This is a genomic window from Psychrobacter sp. TPE 89C (assembly GCF_055522395.1).
On sequence record NZ_JBVFXW010000028.1, the window covers coordinates 12,442 to 25,237 of the forward strand.

Here is a 12,796-nt window from a genome sequence, read left to right on the forward strand (position 1 = left end):
TCGGTGAGTCTGCTTATCACACACTTATTAGAGATTCAGTGCCTTCAGCTTCCAATACAGTTTCTTTGGTTGGCTCTTTTCTATACAAAGGGAAAAAATCTGAGCTTAAATCATTTTCAGTAAACCAATTATTCGCAATCAACGCGGCGTATTTGGATGAATTGACCACGAGTCTATAGGTCTTAAACAACAGCTCTTGTGAGCTAAATCCTTTTTTGTACTCATATAACGAATCTAGGTTGGAGCCTAGGCCGCCACCAAGATGGAGTAAGCTATAATTATTTTCTCTACCCCAATTACGAGCAACATGAGTAATAAGTTTAGACGGCTGTAGATGTGTATAGGCGTTGAGTGTACCACCGAGATGGAACTGCATAATGCCTGACTCTCTACAGATTGTGTATATCGATGAACCAATGGCTTTGCCGTCTTGATAAGCGGTTATTAGTAGTATTCTGTCTTGAAGGTTTTCAAATAAATTGAAAAAATAGTTGTCATCAAAAAAGTAATACTGGCTAGCATTAACATGTTCCATCGTTTCTTTATAAATGTTCGAAAACACCATGGCGCTTTCTTTGGTTAGGGACTCAATTTTTGTGACAACTTCCATTTTCATGGCTTTTTTAATGCCTCGACGATGACGGTTCTGAGTCTCGCTCCAGTGTTCTTCTTCTGATTTTGTTAAGTCAGACATTAATGTCAGGCCGTGAGTAAGCGCTTTTCCAACGGTAGGCAGCCATTCTTTATTGATGATTGGATGCAGTCGCATGAATAATGACACACAACCTTTTTCAAAGAGAAAAGCTCTTATGCCTTCTAGTACGAGATCGAGCTGGGCATCGGTTAGCGTCTTGTCCATCACAGGACCGCCGTAGCCGTACGTAGAAGTAGCATCCCAATGCTCTGAGTCTATCTCTCGTATGATAATAGGTAAAAACACTTTCTTATCTCTATAGTGAGCGACTATACCTTGAGGCATGCCTTTATCGACGACGGCTGATGCCGAAATCCAGCCAGATAGATGGTATACGTCAAAATGATAGTCTGATATTTGCTTATCCCATTCTTTATCTATATCTATAAAATCAACTTTTATTGTATCCATTTTTCTGCTTCCTCAGTGATATGTATTATATTCGTAAATTCACATATATGAATATAACAATAAATTTCGAGGTTAACAAGCCTATCAAAAGCTTTTATGCGTTTTATTGAATATATAGTCCAACAATAAAGCCGTTATTTTTATATCAATAAAAAAAGCAGCCATCGAGTGGCTGCTTTTAGCTATTTTGGTAATAGTTTTGGTACTTATTTTAGTATGCAGATTTAAGTTTAAATCTCATTTTTTGATAGTTTGTGAGTGACAGGTTTTGGTTGAGGATGCTTTAAATTCAATAAACCATACAAGAGTAGTGTGCCCATCGTCACGACTGCGGCTGATAGATACAGGCCAGGGTCATAACTTCCATAAATTTTAACAATATAACCTGTACAGATGGGTGCAATGATTTGAGCTGCACCATACGATAACGTCATTGTTCCCATGAATTTAGCAGGATCACTTGGGAAGAATTTACCGGCCATCGTCAATACCAAACTCACACAAGCGATGAAAGTACCGCCAAATAACAATGCACTGATTATGACCGTAGGTAAGCTGTCATTGACTGCAGGTAGTATGATGCCGATAATTTGTAAAAGATAAGCGGCGATTAGTGTCCTAAGATAACCAAACCTCCGAGCAATACGATCCCATACAAGTGCAGCTGGGGTAGCGGCCAAGCCAATCAATAGAAAGACAAATCCTCCTTGTCCTTGTAAGCCTTTTGTACTCTCTACAATATCGACGATAAAGGTAGAACTGACTGCGTAGCCATAACCTGCACAAAAATAGGCGAGCATCATTAATGACTTGAATGTCTTGCTTGGTGGATTGTCATTAATCACTTCTTGATTTTTACTATCGGAGGAAGGGTGTGGCATCCATAACCATGCAGGCACAGCAAAGACAATAGCCAACACAGAGAGTGCTAACCATTGCTGTTGCCAATCTGCTGATATTGATTGCATTGCCTCAAACAATAACGAGGTAATCACAATGCTCAAACCTGCACCTGCGAAATGAATCCCGAGCTCAGCACGGTGGTTATTCTTTACCAGCCATTTCAATATCAATCCTGAAGCAATAATAAATCCGCCTGAAGCACAGACACCAGCGAGGAACCTTAATATCGCCCAAGTGGTTATATCTGTGGTCAGAACCATAGCTGCAGAGGTGACTACACTTAAAACAAGATAAACACGATGTAAGTGATATTTATAATTCAGATTATGCATGCTCGCCGCAATCAAAACGCCAAACATATAACCCATAAAGTTCGTGCTGGCTAACCACCCGCCACCTAACTCTGTTAAGCCAGCGCCTTCTTGCATGACTGGCAGCAATAGACTATAAGAAAATCGAGCAACCCCTACAGTCACTATTAAACTGCAAATTCCAGCCATATATACACGGACTTTCGTGAGTTCTATAGACATTTTTATTACTTCATATCGGAAAGTTATTAACAAAGAATACGTGACTCTGTTAATCTTAAAAATTGAATTATCTAGAACAAAATATTCTCATTATAAGAACTGTTTAATAAGTGAATAAGGATTTTCACATGGAGATTTTGACGTTAAAGACGTTTAAAGCGGTGGTTGATGAAGACGGTATTAAAGGCGCTGCTGAAAAACTGCATACCGTTCAGTCAAATATTACCAACCGTATCAAAAAACTAGAAAGGGAGTTAGATACCAAATTATTCAATATCATTGGTCGAAAGCTGCAATTAACCCCGAGCGGGCGACAGCTGTGCGATTATGCTGATCAAATTTTACAATTAGAGTATCAAGCCACATCGGCTATGCTGCGAAATAAAGACAGTTATGAATTAATAATCGGTATGCCTGAGACATTTGCTGCTGTCCATATGCCATTGGCACTGAAGCAACTGAAGTTAAACCACTCTGAGATTCGCGCTAAAATCTATACAGATACTAGCGATAGGTTGGTATTGGCTGTATTAAATAATAAAGTAGACTGTGCGGCAATTGGCAATGCACCCAAACATCGAGATCTGGTGGTGATTCCTGTTGTCAGAGAAGAGCTGATGATGGTGACGCCACTAGATAGTGAGCATGATCCTGTCTTATTCGTACGTGACGAAGGTTGTGGTTATAGGACACAGGCTATCATTTGGCAACAAGAAGCAGGCAGAGGGTGTGATGAGCTGATGCTGATGAGTAGCGCTGATGGTGTCTTAGGATGCGTCGCTGCAGGGTTAGGCTACACCATCATTGGTAAAAACATGGTGGTCGGTAGTCGATATGAAAAATCATTGGTCATGACGCCACTCAGTCATGGGTCAAAGCAAGTTCAGCTGTCGATTGTTTATCGTAAAGACAGCCCTTTGGCATCAGGGGTATTAACGCTAGCTAAATTGCTAACGGAATAATATGGCATGCTATGGTCTATTAGCTATATAACTATGATGCAATTACTACGGTATTCATCTCGATCTCTACTCTAGGGTATCGACTGCTATAGCTTTTACTACCATTGGCATACTATTCTTTGGTGTTCTAGAACTGATGGGTCTTTATCAAGATTGTATTGGCATATCATTACAGTCTTAGCACCCGACTGACTTGCATCGGACGTCGAAAACCGTTAAAATCGCGGTTTGATTTTCCCGCTGGGGAAAGGCTAAGTGAGCAGAGGAATGGTGTTGGATGCTGGAATAAGCCAGTGATGCAGCTGCCATACTTATAAATGTCCTTAGTGCCTCAGTTACGTATGCCATTATTGATTTGGCACATCATTTAAGATGTTGCTCAAAAGCACTATACATACATCGGACATAGAGAGTTTATTATGCGTAAAGATATCCATCCTAATTACCAAGAAGTTTTATTCCACGACACTAACGCTGACGTTTTCTTTTTGACTCGTTCAACTGCTAAAACCAAAGCTACTCGTGAATACGAAGGTACAGAATATCCATACTACCCACTTGATATCTCAAGTGCGTCGCATCCATTCTATACTGGCGAACAACGCAAAACTTCTACTGAAGGCCGTGTTGCTAGCTTCAACAAACGCTTTGGTGCGTTTGGTGGCCGTAAGAAAGCTGCTGATACTGACGCTGCAGAATAATTTACACTTATTGTGTAAATATATTTCGCAAAGCAATAAAAAACCGCTGAATATTCAGCGGTTTTTTTTGTTTGAATTTTAGCAGTCGTATTTTTTAAAGGTGAAATTAAGCCAAGCCTTAAGCAGTCGGCGTGTCTAGCACCTGTACTATCAGCTCTGATAATTGCTGTGCCCAATAGCCATACATTAGGCTGCTAGGATGAAAGCCATCACTGGCAAACATCACGGCGATATCGATAGATTTGCCATTAAAGTGCTCTTCTATCATCTTTGCAAAGTCAGTTTGCATATAAGTGACACTGTCATGCTCGGCACAGACTTGCTGCAGTATCCTATCCAAAGTAGATGCTTTGGCACCAATAAAATTATTGAGAGGAGTGGGTATTGCAGGCATTTGCGCCATTGGTGGTAGACTTGAAAAAATCAATTCTCGCACACCAAATTTACGCTGAGCAATAGCAATAATATCTTCAATCTGCTGCTGCCATTTACGCACAGAGACATTGGCAGTGGTGTCATTGACCCCAACACTTAGCACCATGACATCAATCGCTTGGCTAGGAGTGGGTAGGATATAAAGCCGACGCAAGATATCAAAGCTAGTGTGACCCGTAGTTGCTTGCAATGACCATGTCAGCTCATCAAACTGAGTATGAATAGCAGACTGCTGCTGCAGAGCAGGGATCAGCTTGCCTACTAATGCTTCTTGCTGCGTTTGACTACCAACACCAGCGGCGGCTGAGTCACCAACCACCATGATGTTTAGCATTTTTCGGACGCCATCTTTTTGTGTATTAGCAGACAGGGTATTAGTAGATTGGCTTAATTGGACATGACCATATCTCTCACCATGTGGCTCAGGCAAGCGAACCGTGTCACGCTTGATTCTGCGACCTTGATAAAGATAAACAGGGGCAAGGAGGACATCTCTTGCCACTGTCGCCATTTTATTGCTATTTATCATATTGCTACCATCCAGCACGCTCTCGAATAGTCGTTAGATTGTCTTCAATTAATAGCTGGCCATCGACATACACATCACGCAGCAGGTTTTCCGCATCGGCAGCTAAGTCATCAGCTTTGATGGTTTTTAGCTGTCCGTTACTGTTTTTGACCAAAGCCAATCGACCTTTTTTTGAGCGTTTCGAGCGGCTAGTGATCGGATCTTTGTAGATGTCTTTCCAAGTGCCATCAATAGAGATAGAACTGGCTTTCATTGCCCAGCTCATGGTGTCACGGTTGACTTGCTGTAATAGACCACCGCCCATACCAAAGGTCACGTTTTCAGCGCTAAACCCTGCTTTTAGTATGACATCAATAATCTTGGTTAGGCTTTGTGGACTGATACCATCACCTTGGATGACCCGTACATAATCTGGTAATACCTTATAGCCTTTACTATTCACAGTCGTGCCGAATTTCACTGCCAAGCGCTCTAATGCTTCGCGGACGACTTTAGTAGGCTCACCACTGTCTGGTCTAATGACCAATGTACCGCCCATGTTTTTCACGTCGTCTTTTAGGCTACCACCCCAAATATTATCAATGGCATTCCATAAGTCATAACTGTCTGAAACCACTGAGAAGCTTTTTCCTTCGCCACCAAACTGTTCAATCATATTGGCAAAGGCCGCTGTCTCACCATCACGGCCCCATGCAGTCATCGTGCTGTGTTCAGCTGCTGGGATAGAAAACGCTGGCATGTCTTTATCCATTTGATACCAGCGACTGGCAGCTACTAGTGCCGTCATTGAGTCAGTGCCCGCAAAGTTCACCAAATGCGCCAAGCTGCCGAGTGCCACAGACTCCTGACTAGATGCGCCGCGTGAGCCGAAATCATGCAGCCTGAACGTGAGTGATTCTGTGTTGTCTGCGGATTTTTCTAATGCTTTACGAATAATGTCTTTGCAATAATGCGAGACACTGGCGACCGTTGATGGATACCAAATAGCGCGTAATAGTGCAGTTTCGATATAGCTAGGTAGCCAGTAAAACTCAGGGTCAGTATTGATGATTTGGCATACGACGTTGGACACGGGCACGATGCTGCCTTCGGGTACGGCTTCGATACGTAGTGGTAAATAACCATTGTGTTTGTCCACCAAATGCTCCCAACCAGCACGATTGAAAGTCAAGCCGTGTGCTTGAACGACCATTTCGGCTTCGTCGATATCTTGGTGGGTAATAGGGGTGCTTAGGCATTCTTTGATAAAGGCTTGCAAGCCAAAAAATACCACATCATAGTCGCCTTTACGCGCCTCAATGTAGCTTGACAGATACTCACTACCGCTTGGATATTGCACCCAATGTGAGGTTTTATAGCTGTCGCTGTTAAGAATTAAATTATTTAGATTACTGGTATACATCACAGAACTCCTCTGCTTTGAAATGCCGCAGTTGCTTTAATGAAAGAGCAGTTGCAGCGGTAAACCCTTGCCGTCTATCGACTCGGGCGGTGTAAACTGTTGTACAAAAACGTGTGCAAAAATGATAAATTAGGTTTTAAAATAAAAAACTAAGAAAATATATTATATAGACTATAGTTGATTATAAGGTTGTAAATCATGTACTAGTCGGTCAACGTTATGTAAATTTACAATCCAACCATCTTGGTAATAATCGCATAATGGTCTTCGAACATCATGGTGGCATCAAGCTCTGCCAGCGGTAACCAAAAAGTTTTAGCTGCGTCATCGCCACCTTTTACTTTTGGTAGACCTTTTGGATCATTTTTAAGCTGAAAATAAAATGCTTGGGTAATCGTACGACCACGTGCCGAGCGATAGGGGTCATCAAAGGTATGCTGACTGTGACAAGAGCCACGCAGTACTGGCTCAGGAACTTTGAGACGCGTTTCTTCACGCAGCTCACGGATACAAGCGTCAAATAAGGTCTCTTTCGGATTTAAGAACCCACCTGGGAGTGCCCACAATCCACGCCCCGGCATACTACGGCGCTCTACCAACAGGATATGTCCAGACTGTACAATCAAAGCATCAGCCGTCATAAATGTAGGCGGATAGGGGGCTGATTCCCACTGTCTTTTATATTTATCGATGAAATCTGCTTCTTCATGCAATTGATGATAATCGTCAGTTTTTTTGAAATCATTCAGCACTTTACGGGTGGATTCGGGCGTACGCTCAGGTGTCGGGGTAGCCCCCATCAGGTAGCTATCGCGAATCGGCGTGGCTGATAGATTGTGATAATTGGGCACTGAGACCGAGTCCCAGTTGGGGAATAGTGATAAGTAATACGATGAGCTGTCTTTTGAGTGACCAATCAACCCAATATCGCTCTGCAAGTCACCAGTGACAGACTTCACGCCCGCTTGCACATACTGTAGCCAGCGCGTGTCGTTATAGAGGGCATCGTCTAGACCAACGCAGTGAATACGTGCCGCTTCCTCTGCTGAGTAGGCATCTTTAATCATGGCAGCGCGCTCAGCGACGCTAAATGGATTGCGTAAGCTACGTGGTAGATTGGCTGAGCCAATGAGCATAATCACATCATCCGAGCGCTTTAATGCTTCGTCGATGACGGCTTTATGTCCACGATGGAACGGCTGGAAGCGTCCGATAAAGACCAAATAACGATAGTGTTTACTGCTTTTCTGATCAGGGGTTTGTGTGTCTGAACTTTGCTCTGATAATTCACTCATAGACGCCAATTTCCTACGACTTATATTTCATTGGTAAAAAATTAATAATGCCAATACTGACACAGCCTATGACTTTCTGGCAAGTGTAAAGATGTTTGGGATAGTATAACGGTCAATGATGATGTGAATCATGATGTGACGAGGTCAAATAAATACACCTATAATTTTAAGTAGAATGCTGTTCAATCCAAGCAGTCACCGTTGACCAAATCTCTTTGGCAGCGTGACGACTGATCATAATGTGGCTGTGAGTATAGTCGTCTAAATCACCGTGACTGAGCGCGTATTCGCGAAAGACATTGGCAGGATTCTTAAAGTTACCAGCTTGAGTGCCATATCACAAAATTCTTGGCTATATCTCTATACGAACAGCAGCCACGGTTTTAGGGTTTAACATGTTCTCAAGATTTATCCAAACGGCGTGATAGCCAAATCCACCAGCGACCATCTCTTGCTTAGCGTGTTCAATAGACCACTCTTGCTCAATGATTCTATACATAGCGATAATCAGTCCCGTACGGTCAGCACCATGATAGCAATGTACCAGTACGCTCTTATTTTGTGCCTGTAAATCTTTTATCGTATTTAAGGCTTTAGCGATTTCTTTTGGAGTAACATACCATGATTTAAGCGGTTGATTATATAAGTCTAAGGACGTCTCATTAACAATATCCTCTAGTAGCTTTTCATCATCATTTCGATCAAAAAAGCGTAAATTAAGGATAGCGTCAATACGATTGGTTTTAAGTAAAGGGATATCAGTTACACGTAACTGCTCACTTCGAAACAGTAGCTTATCAACTTGATATAAATTGGTCGCCTTATTAATCAAGACTGCATTTTGCGGTAAGGATGGGGGAGTCGTAAGTTGAGTAGTCGCAGTTGACTGGCAGCCGATCATCAGACCGGCTAGACTCATAGAGCCTGCGACTAATATTGACTTGTAGCGCTGTTGCCAGCGATGGTTGTGGTCTATGGTACCTTTGTTCGACCTAAGGCTCAAAAGCTGGTTCATAAGCATAATTCTCATACCATTAGTTTTGATTGGTTATCATTCTACCGCTACAGACTATTTGATAGCCATTATCAGCCATAATAGTTTCAACCCTTGCAGTTGTTGTACATAATAAAGCGTTCATTATGCTAAGTGGCATAGTAACTATCGAGTATGACGCTCAATCCAATTTGCAACCGTTGGCCAAATCTCTTTGGCAGCGTTACGACTGATCATAATACGGCTATGAGTATAGTCGTCTAAATCACCATGGCTGAGTGCGTATTCGCGAAAGACATTGGCAGGATTTTTAAAATTATCAAAGAGCAGCTGGCAACCATGCGTAGGAGAGATGAATGTATCTCCTCTCGCACTGATGGCATATACAGGTATCGTGATATTCGGCATCTGTTGTCGATAGTCTAAAGGCTCGTCAGTGGCGCCAGTTGTATCAGTGCTAGCTTGATTAACAATACTTTCATTAAATGCACTTTCATTAAACGTGCTTTGTTTTATGAAACTACTTTTAAAGTTTTTTTGTAGATTCCAGTCGTACCACTGATTCATCGTATAGTAGCTTTCGTCACAAGCGCCCATCTTTAATTTTCTGGCAGGGATGAAGCCAATCAGTCGCGTGAGTATTTTGGCTGCAATAATTTTCGCATGACTGGTAGGATTTGACGCTGCACCATAGGCTTGGCAAGCAAACATGCTGATGCTGTTTATTTTGTCGATATAGCGTGGGTTTTGAATTAAAAACATAATCAAACCAATACCGCCGCCACTATGAGTAATACAATGTAAATTATCGAGTTTTAATTCATCAAAAAAATAGCGGAAAGTTGCTTCATAGTCATAAGTAGCAACCGTCTCGAAATTGAATTTTTCTTTTGGCATTGAGCTGTCACCATGACCGCGCCACTCCATGATGTAGCAGTGGTGTCCAAAGCCAGCCAGATACTCAGCGATTTTTAAGCAAGTTTGTTTGTCCGAAAAAGTACCGTGCGTCAAAAATATATTTTGAGGTTTTATAATAGGCAAGCTATTTTCTAATGTGTTGGTTATCATACCGTCTTCTATAGTATCAACTACTTTCCAAACGGCAATTTTCTCATCATCCTTGGTAGTTATTAGGTGCAACGTCCGTGTCATCATAAAAATTATCCTATCCGAAAAATACGTAATATTTATACAAGGGCATCAAAGCTACCATGCTCATAAAGCCAGTGCACAAAGTTATTCAAACTATCAATACTACGTCAAAACCAAATGACTTGCTCAGACGAGATGTGAACGGTATCGCATAGCGAAAATGCTGAGTATGCTTGATAAATGGTACAGCTGTCTTTATATAGAGAATAACTTGATATAGAGAATAACTTGGCAGCCAACACAACTATTAGGCATGTTTGTTTTTCATTGTTTAAATGTTGAGTTACTTTGCCAGTAGGTAGCATCATTAAAAAAACCAATGACAACCATTTACAGTGGGCACCGTTCAATTCACAGTAGCGTGGTCGGAATTGATGCTTGATTCAGGTATAATGAGTGCTATAGACGAATTAAACTTTATACTCATGGCGGGCAGCGTCATATAATAATAAATCTCAAATATTGCTAGCCTGCATGTTTTACACAAGCCGTAAAAATTTTAAACATTCAAATTCACGACACAGTAGCCATAATAGATATAGCGTTTGTGTCATAACGCATAGGAAACATTATGAGTGAGCATGACCAAGTTGATAGCCCAGTAGCGCCATCAGCAGACTATGAATCAGCGCTAGATACTGATCAGACTGAAGCAAAAAGTAATATTACTATTACTGAGTCAGCCCAAGGGTACTTAGCGGATTTGTTATCTAAGCAAGATACCGATGGTATCGGTGTACGTATTTTCGTCGAGCATCCAGGTACGCCACGTGCAGAGTGCTGTATGGCCTATAACCAACCGGGCGAAGAAGACAGCGCTGATCTGCGTTTTACGTATGACAGTTTTTCTGCATTTATCGAAGCAGCATCAGTTCCTTATCTAGAAGATGCCGTTATCGATTATAATAAAGACCGTTTCGGTGGTCAGCTGACTTTCCGTGCACCAAACTCTAAAGTACCTAAAGTGGGTGCGGATGCCAGTGTGGAAGAGCGCATCAACTACGTATTGCAGTCAGAGATTAATCCAGGTCTGGCCGCCCATGGTGGTGACGTACAGTTGCTTGAGCTGATTGATGAAGAAGGCATTGGCCTTACAGCCGTATTGAAATTCGGCGGTGGTTGCCAAGGGTGCTCAGCAGTCGACATGACCTTGCGTCAAGGCGTTGAAGTACAGCTCAAGCAGCAAATACCAGAGTTGACCCAAGTCATTGATGAGACGGATCATACCCGTACTGAAAACGCTTATTACAAATAAAAGTCTAGCTGCAAGCTGCAGACTTAAGTGCTAGCGAAGAGTTATTTTAATTAAAAAGCCAAGTTTTGATGAACTTGGCTTTTTTTATTGCTATGATTTGGTAGATTGTTTTTTAGCTGAATTTTCAGTGGTAGATTGTTGATTAATAATTTGTTGATTAGTCATTTATTGATTAATAACTTTTATCGGAATAAAGGAATATATAATGAGTGACGGACAAGCAGACCAGCAAGCAGCCCAAAAATCAGAGACCCCTCAACGTCTTGAGACCTTAGCGATTCATGCGGGGTATAGCGTTGAACCCACCACCAAAGCCGTCGCAGTACCTATCTATCACACCAGCTCGTATGCCTTTGATAATACTCAGCATGGCGCAGACTTGTTTGATTTAAAGGTCGCAGGTAATATTTATACCCGTATCATGAACCCGACCAATGCAGTTTTAGAAGAGCGTGTCGCAGCGCTTGAAGGTGGCATCGGTGCACTTGCGGTGGCGTCTGGTATGGCTGCTATCACTTATGCAATTCAGACCATCTGTGAAGCGGGTGACAATATCGTTGCTGTGTCGACCTTGTATGGTGGTACTTACAATTTATTTGCTCATGCGTTGCCACGTCAAGGCATCGAAGTACGCTTCTTTGACCACAAAAATCCTGAAGCGATTCGTGATTTAATCGATGATAAGACTAAGATGGTCTTCGCAGAAAGTATCGGTAACCCATTGGGTAATATCATAGATATTCAGGCACTAAGTGATATTGCTCACGAATATGGCGTGCCAGTTGTAATTGATAGTACGGTTGCGACACCTGCGCTATGTCGTCCTTTCGAGTTTGGTGCGGATATTGTCATTCATTCGTTGACCAAGTACATGAGTGGTACGGGGACGTCGATTGGTGGTGCGATTGTCGATAGTGGTAAATTCGCATGGGGTGATTATCCTGAGCGTTTCCCATTATTAAACACGCCAGATCACAGTTATCACGGTGTGAACTTTGTCAAAGACGTGGGCGCAGCGGCATTTATCGCTCGTGCTCGTGTGGCACCGCTGCGTAATACTGGCGCGGCACTTAGCCCGCTAAATGCTTTTAGTATTTTACAAGGCTTGCAGACACTGGGTTTACGTATGGAGCGACATGTACAGAATGCTCAAGCAGTTGCGGAATATCTACGTGACCATGATAAAGTTGCTTGGGTGAAATATGCAGGGTTACCTGATCATCCTGAGCATGAGCTTGCTAAGAAGTACATGAAAGGCACGCCATCTGCTATTTTGACCTTTGGGGTTAAAGGTGGTTTAGAAGCTGGTGCACGCTTTATCGATGCACTGCAACTGATTACTCGCTTGGTTAATATCGGTGATGCCAAATCACTAGCTTGTCATCCAGCGACCACAACCCATCGTCAGTTGAATGAGCAAGAACTTGCCAATGCTGGCGTGAGTACTGATATGGTTCGCTTGTCGATTGGTATCGAACACATTGAAGATATCAAAGCAGATTTAGAGCAGGCACTAGCTTCAGCTTAATA

Annotated in this window: 11 protein-coding genes; 4 read left to right on the forward strand and 7 right to left on the reverse strand. The window is 42.2% G+C overall.

The window, feature by feature from the left end; genetic code table 11:
- Positions 1-16: 16 nt before the first annotated feature.
- Positions 17-1,105 carry a hypothetical protein gene (locus tag ACZW67_RS09510; RefSeq protein ID WP_465183058.1) on the reverse strand — a complete coding sequence of 363 codons (1,089 nt, stop codon included), beginning with the start codon at positions 1,103-1,105 and terminating at the stop codon, positions 17-19.
- Positions 1,106-1,335: 230 nt separating this feature from the next.
- Positions 1,336-2,541 carry a YbfB/YjiJ family MFS transporter gene (locus ACZW67_RS09515; protein WP_465183059.1) on the reverse strand — a complete coding sequence of 402 codons (1,206 nt, stop codon included), beginning with the start codon at positions 2,539-2,541 and terminating at the stop codon, positions 1,336-1,338.
- 128 nt (positions 2,542-2,669) lie between these two features.
- On the opposite strand from ACZW67_RS09515, the gene ACZW67_RS09520 reads away from it, so the two are divergent.
- Positions 2,670-3,503 (forward strand): LysR family transcriptional regulator, encoded by an 834-nt coding sequence (locus tag ACZW67_RS09520; protein WP_465183060.1) that lies wholly within the window; start codon positions 2,670-2,672, stop codon positions 3,501-3,503.
- Between the two features lie 419 nt (positions 3,504-3,922).
- Complete coding sequence (locus ACZW67_RS09525; protein ID WP_110924187.1) at positions 3,923-4,204, forward strand: type B 50S ribosomal protein L31; 282 nt, start codon at positions 3,923-3,925, stop codon at positions 4,202-4,204.
- Positions 4,205-4,322: 118 nt separating this feature from the next.
- Here ACZW67_RS09525 and ACZW67_RS09530 read toward each other — a convergent pair whose 3' ends face one another.
- From ACZW67_RS09530 to ACZW67_RS09550, 5 genes are all read right to left on the reverse strand, one after another.
- Positions 4,323-5,168, reverse strand: a complete 846-nt coding sequence (locus tag ACZW67_RS09530) for an SGNH/GDSL hydrolase family protein (protein WP_465183061.1) — start codon at positions 5,166-5,168, stop codon at positions 4,323-4,325.
- Positions 5,169-5,172: 4 nt separating this feature from the next.
- Positions 5,173-6,570, reverse strand: coding sequence for a nicotinate phosphoribosyltransferase (locus tag ACZW67_RS09535; RefSeq protein ID WP_465183062.1), 1,398 nt, complete (start codon positions 6,568-6,570; stop codon positions 5,173-5,175).
- A 227-nt stretch (positions 6,571-6,797) separates the two neighbouring features.
- Positions 6,798-7,865 (reverse strand): bifunctional nicotinamide-nucleotide adenylyltransferase/Nudix hydroxylase, encoded by a 1,068-nt coding sequence (locus tag ACZW67_RS09540; RefSeq protein ID WP_465183063.1) that lies wholly within the window; start codon positions 7,863-7,865, stop codon positions 6,798-6,800.
- A 352-nt stretch (positions 7,866-8,217) separates the two neighbouring features.
- Positions 8,218-8,880 (reverse strand): dual specificity protein phosphatase family protein, encoded by a 663-nt coding sequence (locus ACZW67_RS09545; protein ID WP_465183064.1) that lies wholly within the window; start codon positions 8,878-8,880, stop codon positions 8,218-8,220.
- A 144-nt stretch (positions 8,881-9,024) separates the two neighbouring features.
- On the reverse strand, positions 9,025-10,014 hold the full coding sequence (locus ACZW67_RS09550) for an alpha/beta fold hydrolase (protein WP_465183065.1): 990 nt from the start codon (positions 10,012-10,014) through the stop codon (positions 9,025-9,027).
- 568 nt (positions 10,015-10,582) lie between these two features.
- Between ACZW67_RS09550 and nfuA the strand changes: the two genes are divergently transcribed.
- Together nfuA and ACZW67_RS09560 are read left to right on the forward strand one after the other, a co-directional pair.
- Positions 10,583-11,266, forward strand: a complete 684-nt coding sequence (gene nfuA / locus ACZW67_RS09555) for a Fe-S biogenesis protein NfuA (RefSeq protein WP_465183066.1) — start codon at positions 10,583-10,585, stop codon at positions 11,264-11,266.
- Positions 11,267-11,471: 205 nt separating this feature from the next.
- A complete protein-coding gene (locus ACZW67_RS09560) occupies positions 11,472-12,794 on the forward strand; it encodes an O-acetylhomoserine aminocarboxypropyltransferase/cysteine synthase family protein (protein WP_465183067.1) in 1,323 nt (440 codons plus the stop codon).
- Positions 12,795-12,796 lie beyond the last annotated feature (2 nt).